The 23634-nt window shown below is 41.7% G+C and carries 16 protein-coding genes and 1 pseudogene; 11 read left to right on the forward strand and 6 right to left on the reverse strand.

The window, feature by feature from the left end; translation table 11 throughout:
* Positions 1-34: 34 nt before the first annotated feature.
* A complete protein-coding gene (locus G8D99_RS10875; protein WP_166325710.1) occupies positions 35-1063 on the reverse strand; it encodes a methionine synthase in 1029 nt (342 codons plus the stop codon).
* Between the two features lie 64 nt (positions 1064-1127).
* Positions 1128-2126 carry a putative oxygenase MesX gene (locus tag G8D99_RS10880; protein WP_166325713.1) on the reverse strand — a complete coding sequence of 333 codons (999 nt, stop codon included), beginning with the start codon at positions 2124-2126 and terminating at the stop codon, positions 1128-1130.
* 463 nt (positions 2127-2589) lie between these two features.
* On the opposite strand from G8D99_RS10880, the gene G8D99_RS10885 reads away from it, so the two are divergent.
* Together G8D99_RS10885 and G8D99_RS10890 are read left to right on the forward strand one after the other, a co-directional pair.
* Positions 2590-3099, forward strand: a complete 510-nt coding sequence (locus tag G8D99_RS10885; RefSeq protein WP_166325716.1) for a DUF2946 domain-containing protein — start codon at positions 2590-2592, stop codon at positions 3097-3099.
* Between the two features lie 63 nt (positions 3100-3162).
* Positions 3163-5313: a TonB-dependent copper receptor gene (locus G8D99_RS10890; protein ID WP_166325719.1), complete on the forward strand. Its 2151-nt coding sequence runs from the start codon at positions 3163-3165 to the stop codon at positions 5311-5313.
* 218 nt (positions 5314-5531) lie between these two features.
* Here G8D99_RS10890 and G8D99_RS10895 read toward each other — a convergent pair whose 3' ends face one another.
* Positions 5532-6926 carry a methylenetetrahydrofolate reductase C-terminal domain-containing protein gene (locus G8D99_RS10895; RefSeq protein WP_166327716.1) on the reverse strand — a complete coding sequence of 465 codons (1395 nt, stop codon included), beginning with the start codon at positions 6924-6926 and terminating at the stop codon, positions 5532-5534.
* Between the two features lie 517 nt (positions 6927-7443).
* Between G8D99_RS10895 and G8D99_RS10900 the strand changes: the two genes are divergently transcribed.
* The gene (locus G8D99_RS10900; RefSeq protein ID WP_166325721.1) at positions 7444-8676 is read left to right on the forward strand and encodes an MFS transporter; all 1233 of its coding nucleotides are present in this window, start codon (positions 7444-7446) and stop codon (positions 8674-8676) included.
* A 1165-nt stretch (positions 8677-9841) separates the two neighbouring features.
* Here the strand turns inward: G8D99_RS10900 and G8D99_RS10905 are convergent.
* Positions 9842-12755 (reverse strand): annotated as a pseudogene (locus G8D99_RS10905) (heavy metal translocating P-type ATPase).
* Between the two features lie 99 nt (positions 12756-12854).
* Here G8D99_RS10905 and G8D99_RS10910 point away from each other — a divergent pair.
* The 3 genes from G8D99_RS10910 to lon all read left to right on the forward strand — a co-directional run bounded on the left by G8D99_RS10910 (position 12855) and on the right by lon (position 16526).
* Positions 12855-13253, forward strand: coding sequence for a MerR family transcriptional regulator (locus tag G8D99_RS10910; RefSeq protein ID WP_166327718.1), 399 nt, complete (start codon positions 12855-12857; stop codon positions 13251-13253).
* Positions 13254-13365: 112 nt separating this feature from the next.
* A complete protein-coding gene (locus G8D99_RS10915) occupies positions 13366-13974 on the forward strand; it encodes a 5-formyltetrahydrofolate cyclo-ligase (protein WP_166325724.1) in 609 nt (202 codons plus the stop codon).
* Positions 13975-14099: 125 nt separating this feature from the next.
* On the forward strand, positions 14100-16526 hold the full coding sequence (lon, locus tag G8D99_RS10920) for an endopeptidase La (RefSeq protein ID WP_166325727.1): 2427 nt from the start codon (positions 14100-14102) through the stop codon (positions 16524-16526).
* A 316-nt stretch (positions 16527-16842) separates the two neighbouring features.
* On the opposite strand, the gene G8D99_RS10925 is transcribed toward lon, so the two are convergent.
* A complete protein-coding gene (locus G8D99_RS10925) occupies positions 16843-17748 on the reverse strand; it encodes a M20/M25/M40 family metallo-hydrolase (RefSeq protein WP_166325730.1) in 906 nt (301 codons plus the stop codon).
* A gap of 194 nt (positions 17749-17942) precedes the next feature.
* On the opposite strand from G8D99_RS10925, the gene rlmH reads away from it, so the two are divergent.
* The 3 genes from rlmH to G8D99_RS10940 all read left to right on the forward strand — a co-directional run bounded on the left by rlmH (position 17943) and on the right by G8D99_RS10940 (position 20247).
* On the forward strand, positions 17943-18425 hold the full coding sequence (gene rlmH / locus G8D99_RS10930) for a 23S rRNA (pseudouridine(1915)-N(3))-methyltransferase RlmH (RefSeq protein ID WP_166325733.1): 483 nt from the start codon (positions 17943-17945) through the stop codon (positions 18423-18425).
* Between the two features lie 120 nt (positions 18426-18545).
* The gene (locus G8D99_RS10935) at positions 18546-19322 is read left to right on the forward strand and encodes a dioxygenase family protein (protein ID WP_166325736.1); all 777 of its coding nucleotides are present in this window, start codon (positions 18546-18548) and stop codon (positions 19320-19322) included.
* 148 nt (positions 19323-19470) lie between these two features.
* Positions 19471-20247 carry an META and DUF4377 domain-containing protein gene (locus G8D99_RS10940; protein ID WP_166325739.1) on the forward strand — a complete coding sequence of 259 codons (777 nt, stop codon included), beginning with the start codon at positions 19471-19473 and terminating at the stop codon, positions 20245-20247.
* 105 nt (positions 20248-20352) lie between these two features.
* Here the strand turns inward: G8D99_RS10940 and gdhA are convergent, their stop codons facing one another.
* Positions 20353-21696 carry an NADP-specific glutamate dehydrogenase gene (gdhA, locus tag G8D99_RS10945; protein WP_166325742.1) on the reverse strand — a complete coding sequence of 448 codons (1344 nt, stop codon included), beginning with the start codon at positions 21694-21696 and terminating at the stop codon, positions 20353-20355.
* Between the two features lie 341 nt (positions 21697-22037).
* Between gdhA and G8D99_RS10950 the strand changes: the two genes are divergently transcribed.
* Positions 22038-22832 carry an RnfABCDGE type electron transport complex subunit B gene (locus G8D99_RS10950; protein ID WP_166325745.1) on the forward strand — a complete coding sequence of 265 codons (795 nt, stop codon included), beginning with the start codon at positions 22038-22040 and terminating at the stop codon, positions 22830-22832.
* A 2-nt stretch (positions 22833-22834) separates the two neighbouring features.
* Complete coding sequence (nth, locus tag G8D99_RS10955) at positions 22835-23551, forward strand: endonuclease III (protein WP_196782885.1); 717 nt, start codon at positions 22835-22837, stop codon at positions 23549-23551.
* Positions 23552-23634: the final 83 nt, after the last annotated feature.

Here is a 23634-nt window from a genome sequence, read left to right on the forward strand (position 1 = left end):
TTCATGCAAAATCACACTGTGCTGATCTTGATGTTTAGGCAGTCAATTCTTTACGAATAATTGCTGCACCAGCACTGAGTGCATTCAACTTACCCCGTGCCACTTGGCGAGACAAGGGCGCCATACCACAGTTGGTCGATGGATAAAGCTTGTCCGCATCGACGAACTGAAGTGCTTTACGTAAAGTATTTGCCACGTCTTCAGAGGTTTCAATCTGATTGGTCGCCACATCAATTGCCCCGACCATCACTTTCTTACCTCGAATCAGTTCAATGAGCTCCATTGGCACACGTGAGTTTTGGCATTCTAAAGAAATGATATCGAGCTTGGACTTTTGCAGTTTCGGGAATGACTTTTCATACTGACGCCATTCATTTCCTAAGGTTTGTTTCCAATCGGTATTGGCTTTAATGCCGTAGCCATAGCAAATGTGCACCGCGGTTTCACATTTAAGACCTTCAAGGGCACGCTCTAAGGTTGGAATCCCCCAATCATTCACTTCATCAAAAAACACGTTAAAAGCAGGTTCATCGAACTGAATAATATCCACGCCTGCCGCTTGTAGTTCTAAAGCTTCTTGATTGAGAATTTTGGCAAATTCCCAAGCTAATTTTTCACGGCTTTTGTAATGACCATCATATAGGGTATCAATCATGGTCATTGGGCCAGGCAGTGCCCATTTAATCGGCTGATGGGTCTGACTGCGTAAGAATTTGGCATCTTCAACAAATACTGATTTTTTACGTGACACTTCACCGACTACCGAAGGCACACTGGCATCATAACGATTACGAATCCGCATAGTTTCACGCTTATTAAAATCCACCCCTTCTAAGTGTTCAATAAAGGTGGTGACAAAATGCTGACGGGTTTGTTCACCATCCGAAACAATATCAATACCTGCAAGAAGTTGTTCATGCAACGAAAGCTTCAACGCATCACGTTTTGCTTCAAGAAGCTCTTCGCCTTCAAGTTTCCAAGCAGACCATAATTTTTCAGGTTCCGCGAGCCATGATGGTTTTGGTAAGCTGCCTGCTGTTGATGCTGGGAGTAAAATGCTCATGTTTTATCTTCTTTTTTAAAATGCGTGAATCAATCAATGGATTAATGAATAAATCGTGTGTGGATTAAGCAGCAGCGTCTTGCTGCGCTGTTTCAACTTTAAAATTCGCCGCCCACTCATAAAGAATGTTTTTATAGGGTTTAATGAAGTGTTCTTCTGTCCATTTGCCTTGTTTCACTGCCAATTGCCCCCGTTCAACACGGTCATATTCAATACGTGTCAATGAATAATCGCCATAGCTCAAGCTGGGTTGATACTCCACACCTGCCGGAGAATTGGTGTTGTAAATTTCAGGTCGGTAAATTTTTTGGAAGCTTTCCATCGTCGCAATCGCACTGATCAATTCAAAGTCCATGTAGTCACGAAGTAGATCGCCTGCACAGTAGAAAGCCAAGGGTGCATTCGCGCCTTGAGGTTTAAAGTAACGAACGCTTAAACCCATTTTTGCAAAGTAAGCATCAGTACGTGAGTAATCATCATTGGTGTATTCCACACCAAGGACTGGATGCACGTTCGCTGTTTGGTAATAGGTTTTTGTGGTCGACACACTTAAACAGATCACAGGATTTTGTCTAAATTCTGTTTTAAATACGTCTGAGTTCACCAGATGCAAATAGAGCTTGCCATGCAAATCACCAAAGTCTTCAGGTATCTCATTAAACTTACAGCCCAATGCCGGCAGCACGACACTGAAGTCATAATCACGTACATAAGAAGAAAAACTGTTTCCAATCATACCTTCAATACGCTGATGGGTTTTGTGATCAAGAATCGTGCTTTTGAGTGTTTCAATAAAGGGGAAAGTTTGACCGTTGCCCTCGATATCAATTTCCGCAGAAATAATATCAATCTCAAGGGAATAGCGATCACCTTTTGGATTATCGACTGTCGCCAAGCTGTTAAAACGATTATTGATCATCGCGAGTGTACGACGCAGGTTTTGTTGACGACTTTCGCCCCGTGCCAAATTGGCAAAATTAGTGGTCTGACGTGTATTGCTTGCAGGTTCATAATTCTCGTCAAAACGAATACGCTTGATTGAACATTGGAATGCGTTACCCATGAAGATTCACCCTAAATTTTTATAAAAAGCTAAATTTCTCTATAGGTTTATTTAAGCGTGAATCCAAACATGAGTAAAACGATATAAATTCAATTAAAGCTGAGTAAAATTCATGTTAAAAGTTAATTGCTATAATGTCGATTCAAAATCGGCAGTTTCTCTACCCTAAATTCCCTAAAGATGATCAACGGATTTACGCTCAGTGAAGAGAATCACTGTGCATAAGCACCACATGAATACATGACCCTTATCTTATGTTTATTCTATCTGTGATCATTAGAGCATTTAGAGAAATGCTGAATAGATACACTTTTGAGCAACAGACTAATTTTAAAGTTAAATTCGGAAAATTTTATTTTTTAAACACCGAGTGCAAAAGCGTAATTCAAAGCCGAAGATTTAAAACCACTCAACTTTAGTATATGATATGCCCCATATTTGATCATGAAAGAGCTTTGATCTTTTGTTTTTGAAAAGTGGTTTTTTGCTTTCGTGTATTGCGATAGCGTTACAGATCGCTGTGTTTCTACAGCCTTTGCTACCGAAGCAATATCAAATTGCACCGGTCTGTGAAACCATTGCCCGTGCTTTAGTCCAAGAGAAAATTTCAATTCTCGCTCAAAAACAGAATTTAGCGCATTCTGAAGCTGTACATGCGGGGACACATGGTCCAAGCATACAATCTTCAGATCAGCATTATTCTGTGCATCAAACCATAGATCACCCCATGCATCATCTGATGACGCATCAAACTGATGGTGCAACGCATGACCATCAAGATCCGAATCATCAGTGTCAATATTGTAAAGTCTTCGCTCAACAGGTTTTACCGCCTGAGTTTGATCTCGTTATGATCATCGATCGCATACAGGTCAAGTTGCTTGCCTTTAAACAAGCCACTTTACATATTTATTTTGCGCTACAGCGACTCTTTCTCACCCCCCAAGGGCGTGCTCCTCCAGTACTGGCTTAAATCATCATTTTATTTGCTTGTTTCTTTCACAAGTATTCTTCTGATTATTAAGAGTTCAGTGTTATGTTACGTCCTGCTTTTTTGTTACAGCCCTTAACGGCTGCAATTCTGATTGCTTGTTATTCTGCGTCTACCTTAGCTGAAGATTCCACTCAGCCCACAATGTCCATGCACAACGAATCTGTCAGTTTGGCTCCTATTGTTGCGACCGCGCAACAAGGCAATGATGCCAATGGCTTGATTGTCCGTGCCGATCCCAAACAGCCGACTCAACCTATTCCTTCTGCTGATGGTGCGGACTATTTGCAAAGTATTATCGGATTTAATCAGGTACAAAGTGGCGGTGCCAATGGAGATGTAACTTTCCGTGGCATGTTTGGCTCTCGCATTAAAATTTTAACCGATGGTAGTGAAAATCTGGGGGCGTGTCCTAGCCGGATGGATGCGCCCACGTCCTATATTAGCCCAGAAAGTTATGACAAAATTTCAGTCATTAAAGGTCCTCAAACCGTTCAATATGCCAATACAGGTTCAGCCGCAACCGTTATTTTTGAGCGTGAGCCTGAAAGCTTAACCACCGATAAGCCCTATCGAGGACAAGCCAGCGTCATGCTCGGTTCTTTTGGGCGAGTGGACCAAAACTTAGAAGCGGCTGTGGGTGATGAAAAGAAATATCTAAGACTCAATACCAATCGTTCAACCTCAAACAGCTATGTTGATGGAAGTCATCAACACGTACCCTCTGCATGGGAACGCTGGAACGCTGATCTTGCTGTTGGTTGGATGCCCAATCCAGACACATGGTTTGAACTGACTGGAGGGAAATCAGATGGTGAAGCGTTATATGCAGGTCGAGCTATGGATGGTTCGGCATTTAAACGCGAAAGTCTCGGGCTAAAATTCCGTAAACAACATATCAATGACGTCATCCAGCAAATTGAAGGACAAGTGAACTATAGCTTCAATGATCATGTCATGGATAACTTTAGCTTAAGACCGTTTAATCCAAACGACGGCATGAAAATGCCGATGGCGACCAATGTGTCACGTCGTACACTCAATGCACGCGTTGCCATGACCAGCGAATGGGATAAATTACAACTCATTTCTGGGGTGGATACCCAACATAATGAGCATGCCACACGTTCTGGCATGAACAATAGCTACGTGCAACAACCCCGTAGTTCAGATATGAAATTTGAATCTTATGGGGCGTTTAGTGAACTCAGTTACCCGATCAATGATCAATATAAATGGGTCGCAGGTGCACGTATCGATCAAGTGCATGTCAAAGATTTACGGCAGGACTCACATGTTGCAGGTCTGAATACCGCATTAGACAAAACCCTCCCAAGTGGTTTTTTCAGATTTGAAAATCAACATCCACATCATGATGCCAAAACCTATATTGGCGTTGGTTTCGTCGAACGTATGCCGGATTATTGGGAATTGTTTAGTCCTAAACAAGGCAATACGGGCAGTGTAAATACCTTTAATGGCGTTGATACGGAGAAAACCTTACAGCTCGATTTAGGTTATCAACATCATCATGGTGCGTTCAGTTCATGGGCTTCGGCTTATGTCGGCATGGTCAAAGATTATATTCTCATGAGCTATCAAAGCCCTGCTATGTCGATGGATACAACGATGGCTATGCATCAGACCATGAATCAGATCATGCCGATGAATACCATGTCAGGTGGTATGCAAATGGGAAGTGCAAAAAGTGCCTATGCGAGAAATGTTAATGCCACCATTGCCGGTGCTGAATTTGGCTTAGGCTACGAATTTACACCCCATCTTCAAGCAGATGTCAGTGGCATGTATGCTTGGGGACGTAACACCACCAACAATACGCCGCTACCTCAAATTGCACCCTTTGAAGGTCGTATGAACCTGCGCTATGTTCAAGACAAATATAATGTAGGTTTACTCTGGCGAGTGGTTGCCAGTCAAAATCGCGTGAGTTTAAATGAAGGCAATATTGTCGGTTATGACATGAAAAAAAGTGCAGGATTCACCACACTCGCTTTGAATGGGACTTATACTCTTAAGGACGGTGTTGATTTATCTGTAGGCATCGATAACCTACTCGGTAAAACCTATACAGAACATTTAAATCGTTCAGGAAATTCAGGCTTCGGCTTTGCAGCGGAAGAACAATTTAACAATGTCGGTCGTAACTATTGGGGTCGACTCAGCGTTAAGTTTTAAATAACGCTGTAATGTCACGCCGAACCCAGTCAGCCATTGATGTTCTGAGGGGATGAATGAATATCTTCCCCTTAGAAGACTGACTTTGTGAGACTGACCTTATGTTGCATGCTCATTTTTATATATTGAAGTTCAAGTCCACGACTAATCATTCAACAAGAAGTGGACTTAATTCAATCGGTGATCAAGATGATACCAATACTATGAAAAAATAATTGTTAAGCTTCTGTCGCCAAGAACCAATTTTTCCACGAACTACTCCCACGTATTTCTAAAGGAACAGTCGGAATCAGGTTTTCTCTTAAGATTTCAGTTTCCCCCACTGCTTTCGCCAGTCGTGCTTTCACCGAATGAATGCATTCTCGATCACCAAATTCACAGCGATCTAAAGTTGTCCCACCACAGGGACCATTGGCCAAACCTTTCGGACACGTTTCAGGGCAAATATATAAGGTATCGCCAAGTCGACATTGACCACAACTCTCACAACCAACGATACGATGCTTACTGATCCATTCGGATTTCAATAAAGCTTGATCTGCAAACGAATTGTTCCAAAATTTAGATTTAAAAACGAAACGCCCCAATTGACATGCAATTTTTGAATCAAAGATTGCCTCATGCATCAAATGCAATTGATGATATTTAATGATTTGAGTCGATGTTGCAGGATAGGAGTAATGATTTAATTGGGGTATAAATTCATTGCCTGTCTGTATTTGCCATAATTCTTTCCATAGGCTTTCAAGATGATTTAAATCTAGATGTTGAAACTGCTTGATGTAGTTTTCTAAACGGTTTTGATCTTGAGGTTGATGACAACTCGATAAATGAATACCTGCAAAACCTAAATGTTTGCACATCAATATTTGTATGGCACAACGCATATAAACATGCTCAACTTGTCCCACCTGTTTTTCCTCTGCCAATACGTTCAGCATATGTGGTGTGATTACGATACCTGCGACTTTATTTTTCACCATGAAATTGGCACGTCCCAAGCTCAATGGCATCACACAAGCAAATATCTGTTGTTGATAGTGATGATCTTTTAAGAAGACTTGTGCTTGCTTGAGTGCCTGCATGTCGTAGCCCAATTGGGTGATGATAAAATCCGCACCTGCTTTCATTTTTTTATGTAGTTTTAAATACTGCGCATCTCGTTCTGCTTCTACATACTTAAAAGGATTGAACGCCACACCCACATGAAAATCACCAAACTCTTTCGCTGCCATGACCGCATTGACCGATTCCAAATAGCGAGTACGTGGCCTACCCTGCGATCCATCTTGATGACCTTTCAGCTTATCGCCTGTGAGTAATAAAAGATGTTTAATATTGGCTTGCTTGGCTTCAGTCAGAAATGCGCTGAAATCTTCGATATCTCGCCCCTTACCGGCAAAATGAATCATCTTATCAATGGAGTTGGAATAGTTATAACTTGCCTTTAAAGGTGCCATATCATCATCAGAATGCACCCGGTCTGCCAATGTCATGGCGGTGGGAAAGCCTGCAAATTCCTGTCGAATGGGCGCTTCATTGGTCGTAACACACAGGTATTCAAACAAAATGGTGAATGGATGATTGTGAAAGGGTTGGGAGAAACTCGGCATAAAGTTCGAAGCAAACAGCAAATAGTAGAAGCGGGTCGCCATTATACGGATTTTCGTTCCATGATCACCCTTATACCGATTACAGAACGTTAATGACCTCGCTGCCCTGTTGATATGAACCAGCTTAAAATGAATTTTAATGTTGTACTTCTTTTGAGAAGCTTAGTTCTATAGCCAATCTGAATATGGCAAAGCAGGTGATTTTATCGATTCATAATCATCCGTCTGTAAAAACCACCTGCTCCTTATCTAGTACGTTCAGAATTCAATTTTGGTTCAGACCAAAACTCTGATAGACTACGCGCACTTTTTATACCTACGCCTTGTCGTGGGTTTATTTTTTATCTCCTGTTGAAATTGTCCTGTCTAATCCTTCAAGCATGATCTCCCATCTATGCTTCGGACCTTTATTGGCATTCATTTTCAAATTTTTATCGATCTCCTTGCTTGTCATTCAGATTGGACTTTCCCCACATGGAACGCCCAAACGGACAGGCTTTAACTTTATGTAAGAACAATGTCCAGCCCACAAATTTCTAAACTTAGTTTTGCCACCTTTATTTTCCCGTTGGCATTGGTGCTTTTTGAGTTCGCTGTCTACCTAGGCAACGACTTGGTGCAACCTGCCATGCTGTCTGTGACCCGTGATTTTGGGGTCAGCAGTTCATGGTCTCCTGCATCCATGTCCTTCTATTTATTGGGCGGTGGTTGTATCGCTTGGCTCATGGGGCCTTTATCTGACCGTATTGGACGTAAAAAAATCTTATTGGGTGGCGCACTGTTTTTTGCTGTGACCTGTATTTTGATTTTGTTTACCCAAAATATTCAAAGCTTCTTGGGTCTACGCTTTTTTCAAGGCATGGGCTTAACCGTGATCAGCGCTGTCGGCTATGCGGCTATCCAAGAAAACTTTGAAGAACGCACTGCGATTAAAGTCATGGCGATCATGGGCAATATGACCCTGTTTGCTCCGCTATTGGGTCCGATCATTGGTGCATTTATGATTGACCATATGTCATGGCGTTGGGGCTTTATCGGGATTTCGATTTTAGCGCTACTAGGATATTTCGGTTTGAAAATGGCGATGCCTGCTGACCAAACAGCAAAACTGTCTAAACAACCGATGCGCCATATCCTGCAAGATTTCAAAATGGTGTATAGAAACAAGCAGTTTGTGATTTTGACCAGTGCCTTACCGATGGCGTGTCTACCGATTATGTTGTGGATCTCGCTTTCGCCGGTGATGTTGGTCGAAAAAATTGGCTTGAGCAGTACCCAATACGGTTTAGCGCAAATTCCTGTCTTAGGTGCGCTCATTTTAGGCAGTACCATTTTGGTGAAAATTGTCGATAAACATCCGCTCGGTCAAACTGTATTTTGGGGTTTACCGATGATGTTGCTCGGTGCATTGATCATCGTGTTTGGCTTATTCGTACCTGATTATTATGTTTGGGCGTTGATCATTGGGATGACCATCATGAGCTTTGGTGAAGGCATTTGTTTCTCGGTGCTATACCGTATGGCGATGATGTCATCAGAGGTGTCTAAAGGCACAGTGGCTTCTGCGATGTCGATGATGATGATGCTGACGTTCTTTATTGTGCTTGAAGTATCACGTCATTTGTATGAAGCTTTTGATATCTATGCCTTCAGTTTCTGCTGTTTAGCTTTGGTGTCGTTGTGGTTTACCCTGCCACGAATCATGTTGAAGAAAGTCATGCTTGAACGTCGCGAACAAGGCACCTTCTAAGCAAGGTACATTGCAGTTGATCTTAAAAAAAGGAGTGATCGATTCACTCCTTTTTTATGTGCTGCGTTTTGATCATCATTTAAATGCATACATAAATAGTGCGTATAGAAATCAAACAATAAAACATAAGTAAAATAATAGGAATAAACTCTATTAAAATATTATTATTTTCATATTATGATAATTTAAATATTGTTTTTAGATTATTTATAATCTCCCTTAATACATCTTATCAATGGTATTAAATGTATAAAAAATTAAATAAATCACTACAGAAAAACTCAATAAGTAATTGATTAAATAGTAATTATATAAGTATATAAAAAATAAATTTTTGAATAAAAACTCAAAATGACATATTTTTCGCCATTCTAAGTTGCCAAAGTAGCTATCTTAAGTAACAAAATCATCACTGCATTTATATAAAATTGATAGAGTTAAAATTGAAATTAAAAATACCAATTAATCGTTTTTTTGTCTCAATAAAACATCAAAACAATAAAAAAGCACAGTATGGGAGAACACTGTGCTTCTTCATTTCACTGAGATAAATTTCAGTCAAGTATCACGTGATTAAAGACCATTTGCACGTTCGCTAACAGCGTTTTCATATGCTCTAAGTTCTTGATATGTAGTAGGATTGTAAGCACAAGCAGTTAATGTTGCGAACAAAGCCATGACCACGATTAACTTATTCATTTGTTGAAACCTCATAGGATATATTGAATAACACTTACGCGACACTGAAATTGTTCAGCGGCTGGTTTGTGCAAGAAATATACGCCTCAATTGTAAAAATTTATAACAGGTAAAACTAATTGAAATAATGGCAAAAATAGATTTTTTATATAATTCATCAATTTATCTATAGAATAATGCTTATAAAAAAATCACAATAAAATTAATTGATTATAAATTGTACTTTTTGTGTAAAAAATTAGAGTTATTTTAGTTTAAGACAAATTTTATCTGTTTAGTAAGACTAAAAACATATCATCATATTATTTAACCCCTACTCGAAATGCGCCCACCACCTTCAAATTTTGTGCTTGGATAAATGAAGTATCTCAACTGAAGAAAAAATGAAATACTCATTTATGTCATTGGTTTGACATCGCACAACAAAAAAGCAGCCGAGGCTGCCTTTTTAAAGAAAATGTAAAGGCTAAGATTTATTTAAGCGCAGTGCATTTAACACCACCGACAAGGAACTCAGTGACATTGCCACAGCTGCCATCATTGGGGTTAATAACAACCCTGTAAGTGGATAAAATAATCCCGCAGCCACAGGCACGCCCAAACCGTTATACACGAATGAAAATGCCAAATTCTGCTTCATGTTTTTGACCCCTGCTTTGGCCATATGTATTGCATCTGCGACACCACGCACATCTCCTTTGACCAAGGTAATTTGTGCCGTTTGCTTGGCAATATCCGTTCCATTACCCATTGCAATACCGACATTGGCTTGTGCCAATGCAGGGGCATCATTGATGCCATCTCCCGCCATTGCCACGACTTTGCCTTGTACTTGGTAACGTTTCACTATCTCTAATTTTTCAGTGGGACTGCAGTTGCCATACACTTGCTGAATGCCCAAAGCATCTGCGACCAGTTGCGCATTCTTTTGGTGGTCTCCGGTTGCCATCACCACCTCAACACCCTCTACTTTAAGCTGATCAATCACGGCTTTGGCATTGTGTTTAACTGCATCATGGATTGAAATGGATGCCAAGACCTGTTGCTCAGTCGCAAGAAAACTCATGACCTGACCCTGCTCTCGTTGCTCATCCACAGCATTTAAGGTTACAGAATCAAGCGTTAATCCCAATTGCTCAATCAATTTTTGGCTGCCGACATAGACCCATTTCCCCGCTATTTGCGCTTTCACGCCCAAGCCTGAAACCTCTTCAAAAGCATCGATCTGTAACAATTGTTCAGCAGCTACTAATTTCGTCAGAGTCTGAGCAATCGGATGACTTGAATGCTGTTCGATCGATGCAATCCATTGATGGACTTGCGCCTGCGTTAAAGGCTGTTGATTTAACTGCTCTGTTAACAATTGGACTTGTTTTAGACTTGGGCGACCTTCCGTCAATGTGCCTGTTTTATCAATAATTAAAGTATTGACCTGACTTAAAGCCTCGATCGCTTCTGCATCTTTAAACAGAACCCCTTTTTGAGCCGCTCGACCTGTAGTAGCCATGACTGACATGGGGGTAGCTAAACCGAGTGCACATGGGCAGGCAATGATTAACACCGCAACGGCGCACATGAGAGCCAAATCAAACTGCGCCTGTCCAAAGACCATCCAAGCTATAAAGGTCAGCACAGCAACAGTTAACACGATCATCACAAAGTATTTCGCTACAACATCCGCCAGTCGCTGCAAGGGCGCTTTAGAGCGCTGAGCGTCGGCGACGGTCTGAATCATTTTTGCCAAAGTGGTGTTTTGACCAATGGCAGTGGTGCGAATTTTTAAACTGCCTTGTTGATTGATGGTTCCGCCGATGACTTGATCATCGACTTGCTTTTTCACCGGCAAAGGTTCACCTGTCATCATCGACTCATCGACATGGCTAACCCCCTCAATTACTACTCCATCAAGAGGAATCTGCTCACCTGAAGCAATTTGTAAAACATCCCCTTGTTGAATATCAGCAATGTCTACCTCAACCGCTTGACCTTGTTGGATACGTTTGGCTTTGCTCGGTTGCAACTTCATTAAACTTTTTAATGCATCTGCGGTTTTGGCACGGGCTTTTAGCTCCATGATCTGTCCGAGTAAGCTTAAGCTCACAATCATACATGCCGCTTCAAAATACACCGCCACCCCATGCCCTGTCTTGGCTTGCATTGGAATGAGTGAAGGAAAAACCGTCGCTACTACACTATAAATAAAGGCAGCCAGTATCCCAACCCCAATCAAACTCCACATATTCAGGTTGAGGGTTGTGTAAGACACCCAACAGCGCTCAATAAAAGGTTTGCCTGCCCACAGCACCACAGGCACACTCAAGACCAGTTCAATCCACGGTTGAATGTGTGCCGGAATAAAGGCATGAATATGCGACCCCATCGCGAGCACAAACACCAATAATGTCAAAGGCAAGGTCATCCAAAAACGATGACTAAAATCCACCAATTCAGGATTGGGCCCATCGTCCAAGCTTGGTTGCATCGGCTCAAGTGCCATCCCACAGATTGGACAAGTTCCCGGCCCTTTTTGCACAATTTCCGGGTCCATGGGGCAGGTGAACAACACATCATCCATGCCTTCAGGCGCTTTGCGCTGATCAAAGGGAATCAAATAAGTTGTAGGGTCTTGCTTAAATTTGCTTAAACAGGATGTTGCAGAAATAATAGAGTTGATTTTGATAGCTTGTCTTTAGCTCTGTCGATGTATCTACAGACATCCCACAAACAGGATCAATCGCTGTGTCTGTAGACGACTGACCATGTGTATGCGCATGTGGATTTCCTCTACAGCATGAACTTTGTTGAGGCGCTTTGATAAGCTCAGGCATTACAGGCTTGGTACAACACCCCGCATCTTGACGATTTAACTGTTCATTTACCTTATCTTTTACAGCTTCTTTTTTAGCATGCGAATGATTCAAGGCATTTTGATTTGGTTGATCAACCAGATACTTTTCTGGATCTTGAACAAATCTGTTCAAACAGCCCTGACAGCAAAAGTAGTAGCTTTGCCCTTGATAGTCGGTATGGGGCTTGGTTGGATTTGTCACGCGCATCCCACAGACGGGATCAGTAAAATCTATGCTCTGATCTTTAAACAAAGTTTCTTTTTGTGTTTTTGAACTACAACAAGTCTTTTCATTCTGCACAGCATCATCAGTTTGCTTGTTTATAAATTTTTCAGGGGATTGTATAAAGCGTTGTTTACAGCCATCACAGCAAAATAAATATCGGAGACCATCCATGTCCACATAATGCAACGTATTCTCACCAACCGTCATACCACAGACAGGGTCAGTATCAATTACCTGTAATCGCTTTAATTCGATCTCTGTATCGGTTGATTTAGAACAGCATGCATGTGGTTTTTGTTCAGCCATGATGATCCCCTTTTTGATTTGTATATGCCAATAGGATAAAGTCTGTACCCGAGTACAGAGTCAAGTGTTGTTTACACATTCAATCCTGTGGAGGTGATGATGTTGACCATTGGAAAACTTGCCAAACACTGTCAGGTGAATATTGAAACCATTCGTTATTATCAACGCATTGGACTGATGCGCATTCCCAAAACGCATAGCCACTATCGTTATTATAATGATCAAGATATTGAAACTTTGCATTTTATTCAAAAAGCCAAAGATGCAGGCTTACAGCTCAGTGAAATTCAGGAGCTGCTCCAACTTGAACTGGAGGATCGCACCCAAGCTCGACAAGTCATCCAACAACGCTTAGAAAAAATTGATCAGCGTATTCAGGAACTACAAGGGCTCAAGCTTCGCTTAACGTCTTGGATTGATGATTGTGAAAACAGTGCAACCGTCTGCTGTCCAATTTTGCGAGACTTAAAAAGTGATGCTTCGCTAAAAAGTAGCTAAAACTTAGGCACTTTTTATTCAGATTAAAATCCGCTCGAACTGCGTTCCATGCTGCTTAGAGCTGCTTAGACAAGCGTGCATGATTTCAAACACATTTAAACAGGAACACCTCATGTCGATGGATATGAAATCTCTTCGAAAAACCCTCAGACAACAAAGACGCCGTGTTTCCGTATTTGAACATAAAAAAACTGAACAGCGTGTTCTTGCTCAATTAGGTCAGTCTCCGATATTTAATCAGGCTCAACATATTGGCGTGTATCTGCATGCTTTTGGCGAAGTGCATAGCCATCGCATCATCATGCGCAGTTTTGCGCTCGGTAAAAAAGTCTATTTGCCCATGATTTGTAATATGAATCAAACATTACATTGGGTACGCATCACACAACAGCAATATCTAAATAAACGCTTTTCACAGCATCCACTCGGGATGAAAGAACCGATGCAATCTCGTGGCAAAGATGCGAAACAGCTCGACTTATTGATCATGCCTCTACTGGCCTGTGATGCTTGGGGGACACGGATTGGTATGGGCGGTGGTTACTATGACCGTACTTTAGCCACAGCAGCGATCAAACCGATTCGTATGGGATTGGCGCACGACTTTCAATATGTTGAAACCCGCTTAGATCGACAGCTCTGGGATCAACCTTTGGATGGGCTGATTACCCCATCGAAAAGCTATCGATTTAAACGAAATTTACGAAAAAACAGTGTTTAAGACGCTTATTTATACAATTTTGCATGCCTTTTACAGATATTTATCTAAAACAGCCCTTGTAATTTTTCAAATACACATCACTATAAAAAATATGGCAACACCGTTGTCACTCATTAGGAGTGCTCATGACTGATCTTATTATGAATGAAGAAAACTTAGAACTTCAGACCCCAAGCGTTTTACCGCTTTTAGCTTTACGCGATGTTGTCGTGTACCCTCACATGCAAATTGCGTTATTTGTTGGTCGTGAAAAATCGATCAAAGCAGTTGATGTAGCTCGTAACAGTGACAATTTAGTCTTCGTTGTTGCACAACAAGATTCGCTTACAGAAGAAATCGACCACGATAATTTATATCAATACGGTACGGTTGCGAAAATTGTGCAAGTGGTGAACCATGAAAACGATGAAAACTGCATTAAAGTTTTAATTGAAGGGATTCATCGTTCAAAATTGGTCAATATCATAGATAACGACGATTATTTGTCAGCTGAACATGACCTCAGCCCAATGACCATTTCAATGGATGATGCCACTCAGGCAACCCGTCTTGAAGAGTTGCGTACTCTATTTGGTCAGTATGCTGAAGCAAAATTACGTAACGCACGTGAACTGATCACGGCTGCAGGCAAAATCGATGACCTGTTACAGTTAATGTTCTTTGTGGCAACTCGTGTGCCTTTGAATATTGACATTAAACAAAAATTCTTAGAATACGATGAATTTGAAGCACATTTAGCAGAACTCATGACGTATTTGCTACAACAGTCTGAAGAACAACAGATTGAGCAATCGTTACATGACAATGTGAAACGCCAAATGGAAAAAAATCAGCGCGAATACTTCCTCAATGAAAAGATGAAAGTCATTCAGCGCGAACTTTCTGACATGAACGGCGGTGCGGAAGATGATATTGCTGAAATCGAACGTCGTTTAGGTGAAGCAGATTTACCCGACCATGTGCGTAAAAAAGCTGAATCTGAATTCCGTAAGCTAAAAGCAATGCAACCTGCTTCGAGTGAAGCGGCTGTAGTGCGTAACTATATTGAAGCAATTTTAGATACACCGTGGAATAAAGCCAGCAAAGTCAGCATCAACTTGACCAAAGCGCAAGACATCTTAGATGCCGACCACTATGGTTTGGACGAAGTGAAACAACGTATTGTTGAATATCTTGCCGTTCAATCACGTGTGAAAAAATTGCGTGGTCCAATCCTGTGCTTAGTTGGCCCTCCAGGTGTCGGTAAAACCTCTCTAGGTGAATCTGTAGCGAAAGCGACGGGTCGTGAATTTGTCCGTATGGCACTCGGTGGTGTCCGTGACGAAGCGGAAATCCGTGGTCACCGCCGTACCTATATCGGTGCGATGCCAGGTAAAATTGTGCAGTCTTTAACAAAAGTCGGTGTGAAGAATCCATTATTCTTGCTCGATGAAATCGACAAGATGGCGCAAGACTACCGTGGTGACCCTGCCTCTGCCTTGCTTGAAGTTTTGGATCCATCGCAAAACAACAAGTTTAACGATCACTACTTAGACCTTGATTTAGATTTGTCTGAAGTGATGTTCATCTGTACTGCAAACAGTATGAATATTCCTGAAGCGCTGCTTGACCGTATGGAAGTGATTCGTCTACCGGGTTATACCGAAGAAGAGAAAGTCAATATTGCCGATCGTTACTTGGTACCGAAAGCCATTAAGAACAATGGTCTACGTGGCAAAGAGTTAACTGTCCATGAAGAAGCGATTCGTGACATCGTGCGCCGTTATACCCGTGAAGCCGGTGTGCGTAGCCTTGAACGTGAATTGTCAAAAATTGCACGTAAAGTGGTCAAAGAAGCGGTCAGCAAAAAAGCCAAAAATCTTCAGATTGATGTCACGGCTGAAAATCTACCAGATTACTTAGGTGCACATAAGTTCGACTACGGTATGACGGAAGAAGAAGCACAAGTCGGTCGCGTGAATGGCTTGGCGTGGACATCTGTCGGTGGTGAATTACTCACCATTGAAGTAGCGGCAGTGAAAGGTAAAGGTAAATTCATTACCACCGGTTCACTCGGTGATGTCATGAAAGAATCAATTACTGCTGCCATGACGGTGGTACGTACCCGTGCTGAAGAGCTCGGTATTGAAGCGATTCGTTTTGAAGAAACCGATGTGCATGTGCATTTACCTGAAGGTGCAACACCGAAAGATGGTCCATCTGCAGGTTTAGCTTTGACGACTGCCCTTGTTTCAGCATTCACAGGCATTGCGATTCGTCCTGATATCGCGATGACCGGTGAAACCAGCTTAGGCGGTCGTGCCATGCGCATTGGCGGTCTAAAAGAGAAGCTGCTTGCTGCACACCGTGGTGGCGTGAAACTTGTGTTTATTCCACAAGAGAACGTGCGTGACTTGTCTGAAATTCCAGACAATGTCAAAGAAGGTTTGGAAATCAAAGCCGTGAAATCAATTGATGAGATTTTACCTTTAGCTTTGGTGTCTATGCCGAAACCTTTGCCTAAAACACCGATTGTAAAACCGGTTGAAGAAGGTAAAGCAGCACGTCATTAAGTGATGCTTTGACAATATTATGATTTAAGAAAGAGAGCTTCGGCTCTCTTTTTTTAGCTTGGGTTACATGATTGTACTGGATAAAAATCTGGGTATGGAATGATTGCTTACAATTGAAAAAACCATTTTGATCCTCATCTTATATAGTAATCAAAGGAATCATATTTGCTGTTGCTTTTTTTCAAACACTCAACTGTATCTCCAGACGGATGAGTGTGAGACGCAGTCATATTCTATTCATGACTGCGCTTTTTTATGGCTGTCATTTAGTGCTTTTAACCTCCTAGTTAAGGCCTAGTTAGGGATAGTCACCTATTTACTCTAAATTCATCACCGCGAACACCACCCCGTCCACGACATCCTTCATTTTATCGACATTCAACGTGTCTATACGGTCTTTGTCGGTGTGATAATTTTTATTTCTAAAGAATGCGGTGTCGGTAATCATGACCGCCGGAATGCCCTGATTCCAATAATTCAGATGATCTGAGAAATCTACGCCTGTAACAAAGGACGGCGCGATTAAACGCTGACAGTCGAGTCGGTTGATCTGCTTCATTGCAGCGCAATAAGCACCGCCTAAATGGTGAGAATCAAAATTGCTGACTGCGCCAATAAAATTGGCATGGCTAGGATAAAACCATTTCAAGCCTGTTGGGTAGTCTTGAATATTCTTATGACTAAAAAAGCCGATCATTTCCAAGATATAAACGCCTTGGATCTGTTGTTGATAGGATTTCACTGACTTGGCATGCACTGCACTGCCCATTTGTTCAGTTCTAAAAAATGGTGGCTCTTCTAAGGTATAAAATACAAATTCAATGTTGTGGTTTAAGTTACCCTTTTCTGCAGAAAAAATCCGTGCCGCCTCAAGTACACCTGCCACACCTGAGGCATTGTCATCTGCACCATCAGATTCACCATGGGTATCATAATGTGCGCCTAAAATGACGGTTTTGGATGCGCCAATGTTCAGTTCACACACCACATTTCGATAATTTTTTTGATTGACCTGATAGTTTTGATAATCACATGGAATACCAAACTTCTGCATTTGTCCTTTGATCCAACTCGATACCCGATTCAGTTCTTCAACGTTTTGATAATAGCGATACTGATTCGGCAACACAATTTGATTAAGATAGAAAGACAAGTTTTTAGCATCTGCCTGTTGCATCTGCTTTAAATCAGCATGTGAATAAATGCTTGAACTCAAGAGCATGCATAACAATGCACAACTCCAAGATAACCGTGAAGCAAAACCTTTTTTTATCATTATTTAAAGACCATTTTTCGTTGTTGAATAAAGCATTGATTATTTATATTTAAGGCTTTGGCTCAGTCTTAACATCAAAGCCCCTCTCTCAGCTAGCAAATCAACGTTATAATACTGTTACGTTATTAGATAGTGTGACCATGAAAATTCGAATTTTGACCATTGGACAGAAAATGCCAGCCTGGGTACTGATTGGTTTTGAAGATTATTTCAAACGTATTCAGCCCTTTGTTCAAACTCAAATCATTGAACTTCCAATGGCCAAACGTGGCAAAAATGATTCTGACGCCGATATTTTGAAGTATCGAAATATTGAAGGTGACAGTATTTTAAATGCCATGAAACAAAATGAAGTCCTGATCGCACTTGAAGTCGGCGGGCGTGAGTTCAGTACTGAAAAATTAGCTGAAACCATGAAAGGCTGGATGCTTGAAGGCAATGATATTGTGCTGGCGATTGGCGGTCCAGATGGACATTCTGAAGCTGTGCGTAAAGCAGCGGCTTGGCATTGGTCTTTGTCTAAGCTGACACTTCCTCACCCAATGGTACGTGTGATGTTGATTGAGCAACTGTATCGTGCCATGAGCATTAACCATAACCATCCTTATCATCGTGCCGGATAAATTCAATTTAATGTGAATGGTGTCGTTTTATTTTTAGAACAACACGTTGAACATGAATGACTTTATCTGTCGTGATTTATAGCCCATCATAGCCCTGTTCCATCCATTAGGCGATTCATTATGAACTTACACACTCTTCCCGGTTTATTTATTTCCCATGGCTCACCCATGTTGGCAATAAATCCTGAACAAGTAGGTCCAGCCCTGAATCGTTTAGGGCTGAACTTACCCAAACCCCAAGCCATCATTGTGATGTCAGCGCATTGGGAAAGTAACGCACTAGAGGTCAGTACGGCGGTACGTGCCATGACTTGGCATGACTTCCGTGGATTTCCTGAACAACTTTATGACATTCGCTACCCTGCACCGGGTGATCCTGCATTGGCTGAAGAAATTTTAAAACTTTTTGCTGATGCGCATATTGCAGCGCATGCCAATAGCACACGCCCTCGTGATCACGGGGTTTGGATGCCTTTGTTGCATATGTATCCTGAAGCTGATATTCCGGTGGTGGAAATTTCATTGCCCATGAATATGAGCTCAGATCAGATTTATCAGATTGGACAAGTGCTTTCGGTCTTACGTGAACGGCAAATTTTGTTGATCGGTTCTGGCAGTATTACCCATAATTTGCGTGAGTTAGCTTGGCATGGGGAAAGCCGTAATGTCCCTGAGTGGGCATCCACTTTCCGTAATTATGTGGTGAACCATTTAAATCACAGCAATTATGAAGCGGTACTCGATTGGGAAAATATTCCATACATGCAGCGAAATCATCCAACCATTGAGCATTTTGCACCGCTGTTCTTTGCCATGGGTACAGGTACGCGTTTTAGTGTGGTACATAGCAGTTTTAGTATGGGTGCACTCGGGATGGACATTTACCGTTTTGACTAAGCTCAATCGAGCAACTGCATAAAGGCTTGATAGACTTAAATAAATGGATATTTGGATACATTTTGAAACTGAAAAGCTCAACATGTATCCATACTTTTTAAAAATGAATAGGGTATGATGCACTCGTCGCCACTTTAGAACTATTCATATGAAATTCAAATATTTAGCAATTACTTTACTGCCTTTAATGTTTTCAGCATGTGAATCCACCAATCTTCAAAAAGTGGGAGATGTCGCTGTGTCCGTTTTACAACAACAAAATGCCGATCAAACCTTATCTGCTTATCAGTGGACGTTGAATACTCCTGATGCGCCTAAACCGATTGTTTTAAATTTCGCTCAAGACGGTCGCCTGAGCATTTCAACCAGCTGTAATACGCTCGGTTCAAGTTGGAGCATTGAGCAACAGCAGATTGTAACAGGCAGTTTGGTGTCAACCATGATGGCATGCCCAGAGCCTTCGATGAAACAACAGCAGACTGCAGCGAGTTGGTTCGACAGTCGCAAAGTGCCCTTTGTCTTAAACTTAAATGATCGTGAACAACCCACATTGACCCTAACCACGGCTTCTGGTGAAAAAGTGGTGCTGACTGGTCAAATGACACCTGAATATAAATACAGTTCTGCGGGCGAAACCATCTTTTTAGAGGTCAGCCCTGAGACCAAAGCCTGTACTGGGGTGACCAAGCAGACCTGCTTACAAGTCCGTGAAATTAAATACAATGAAAGTGGAATCAAAACCCAAGTCGATAAAGACTGGACTTTGTTCTATGACAAAATTGAAGGTTTTAACCATACCCCAAATGAACGTCAAATCATTCGGGTGAAACGCTTTGAATTGAAAAACCCTGCTGCAGATCAATCTAAATATGCCTATATCTATGACATGGCGGTAGAACGTGAAGCGGTAAAAGGAACGCTTTAATCGAGCAGGTTCATTTATTTTATAATGACTTTATTGAACCATTAAACAGCATAAAAAAAACCGAGGCAATTGCCTCGGTTTTTTTGATTCAATGCGATTTACAATTTAGTAAACGCCTTGCGCCAACATGGCATCAGCCACTTTTACAAAGCCTGCAATGTTTGCACCATCCACATAGTTTACAGTGCCATCTTCTTTGGTACCGTATTTTACGCAGTTGCGGTGAATTTCTTTCATGATCGCATGAAGACGTTCGTCCACTTCTTCAAATGTCCAACCTAAACGGATCGCATTTTGAGACATTTCAAGACCTGAAGTTGCGACACCACCGGCATTCGATGCTTTACCTGGTGCATAAAGAATATTCGCTTCAACAAATTTCTCTACAGCTTCAAGTGTAGATGGCATGTTTGCACCTTCAGCCACTGAAATCACACCATTGGCAATCAATTGAGCTGCATCGTCTGCATCCAATTCATTTTGCGTTGCACATGGCAGTGCGATATCACACTTAATACCCCAAGGACGTTTGCCTTCAAGGTATTCAAAACCGTGTTTAGACGCGAATTCAGAGATACGACCACGTTTCACGTTTTTAAGTTCCATCACTTCAGCAAGAAGTTCTGTGGTGAAACCATTTTTCACATAGACCGTACCTGCAGAGTCAGAAAGTGTAACCACTTTCGCACCTAAGTACATGGCTTTTTCAGCAGCATACTGTGCAACGTTACCTGAACCTGAAATGGTGACCACTTTGTCTTTGAAGCTGTCGCCACGTGTCTTAAGCATTTCCTCAGCGAAATACACCGTACCGTAACCTGTTGCTTCTGGACGAGCCAAAGAGCCACCGAAGGTCAAACCTTTACCCGTAAATACACATGAAGTGTCATTGCTGAGCTTCTTCATCATACCCGCCATGTAACCTACTTCGCGGCCACCTACACCGATATCGCCCGCAGGAATATCTGTGTTAGAACCTAAGTGACGATACAATTCGATCATGAGTGCTTGGCAGAAACGCATGATTTCGCCTTCAGATTTACCTTTAGGGTCGAAATCTGAACCACCTTTACCACCGCCCATAGGGAGCGTGGTTAAAGCATTTTTAAATGTTTGTTCGAAACCTAAGAATTTCAAAATTGAAAGGTTCACTGAAGGATGGAAACGCATACCACCTTTAAATGGACCGATGGCAGAATTGTACTGCACACGGAACGCACGGTTAACGTGCGTTTGACCTTGGTCATCAACCCAAGAAACACGGAATTGAATTGCGCGTTCTGGTTCTACTAAACGTTCAAGTAAAGCGTGATCCGCGTATTGTGGGTTCTTTTCAATGAACGGCCACAAGCTCATCATCACCTCTTCTACCGCTTGTAGAAATTCAGGTTGATGTGCATCACGTGATTTTACGTAGTTTAGAAAGTCGTTAAGGCTGTTATATTTCAACGCTTAATCCTCAGCAGATAGGTGGATCAAAATTGGTCAAAATTTAAAAAAATTGATAAGTTTTGGCGCAAAGTATTAAATATGTTTTGTAGCGAATCTACAATAGGTTTTCATATTTTTTTTAAATTAATTATTTAATCAATGATTTAAATATAGCATTCATGATTTTTTTTTATTATATTTCAACTTTTCAGTTATGAATTATTGTGTGAATTTTGAACCTTTTTAGCTCACTTTGGAGTCCAAAACAGCGCACAACACTATTGAACTTTTCGTGCTAAAATTCCTACTCTCCAGTGATGCTCGATCACTCTTTCTAGCTCTAATGTTTTAAGTCTTCCATGAACGCGCAAATTTCTTTGATTCAACAGGTTGATGCCTTTCTACCCCAAACCCAATGTGGTTTGTGTGGTCATCGTGACGGCTGCCTGCCCTATGCCAAATCAATTGTTGAGGGTGAAGCTGCCAATAAGTGCGTGCCGGGTGGTCAACCTGTGGCAGATGCCATTGCGCAATTGCTTGATCGACCTAGTCTTCAAGCGGAACAAAGTGTTTGGCCGATTCAGTCTGATGGTCGCCCACAACGCATGAAAGCGGTGATTCGTGAAGATGAATGTATTGGTTGTACCAAATGTATCAGTGCCTGTCCGGTCGATGCGATTATAGGTTCAGGTAAGCTCATGCATACGGTGCTGACGGATCTTTGTACAGGCTGTGAACTCTGTATTGCCCCTTGCCCTGTGGACTGTATCGATTTAGTGGAAGACCTCAATCCTATACCGAGTGAGGCTTTCAGAATCCAAGAACAGAACGACTTGCGCAACCGCTATTACGCGCATATTCAGCGTGAAGAACAACGTCGAATCACCCGTAAAGGTCCGATTGTGCGTGCTGAAATTGACACTGAATTGTTTGCCCAATTTTCGGCACAATCCAATAGCGTGCCTACGGTTGAAGTGGTCCATAAAGCACCTGAACTTGCGGTAAAACTCGATGCAAAAAGCACCATTGAATTGGCAAAAATTAGAACCCAGATTAAAAAACTCGAAAAACAACTCAGTGTTCGTGAAGATCAAACTAAACGTCAGCAATTGGTTGAACTGAATCAACAACTGATCTCATTACAGGGGTGTTAAGCATGACTGAGTCAAGCAAACCTGTGAAAAATATGACCAGAAAGCAGATTCAAATCTTTTTCGAACGCTTACGTGAACAACGTCCTCACCCTGAAACTGAGCTGAATTATTCCAACCCTTTTGAGTTGTTGGTTGCCGTGACCTTATCTGCACAAGCGACCGATGTCAGTGTCAATAAAGCCACCGATAAGCTCTTTCCTGTGGCCAATACCCCACAAGCGATTTATAACTTGGGTGTAGAGGGTTTAAAGGGTTATATCAAGACCATTGGACTGTATAATTCTAAAGCTGAAAATGTGATCAAGGCGTGTAAGATCCTGATTGAAAAACATAATGGTGTCGTTCCCAATAACCGTGCAGATTTAGAGGCTTTGCCGGGTGTCGGACGTAAAACGGCGAATGTGGTGCTGAATACGGCCTTTGGTCAACCGACCATGGCAGTCGATACCCATATTTTCCGCTTAGGCAATCGTACTGGTTTGGCCGTGGGTAAAAATGTACTTGAAGTCGAGCATCGTTTGGTCAAAGTCATTCCCAAAGAATTTATCCTTGATTCACACCATTGGCTGATTTTACATGGGCGTTACTGCTGTATTGCACGAAAGCCCAAATGTCATGAATGTGTGGTGTCGGATGTCTGCAATTGGCCGGATCGTTTTGAGTTTGGGGCAGATCGCCCATCACCGAAAGCCATTACGGTGAAAAATCTAGATCTCTAGCGATCTAGATGCAACGGCAAATTGAATAAAAGTCCCATCGGCCTTATAAGCATCTTTTTTCTCAGCACTGATGCTCGAGACGA

The organism is Acinetobacter lanii (assembly GCF_011578285.1).
In the GTDB taxonomy this organism is placed as follows: Bacteria; Pseudomonadota; Gammaproteobacteria; order Pseudomonadales; family Moraxellaceae; genus Acinetobacter; species Acinetobacter lanii.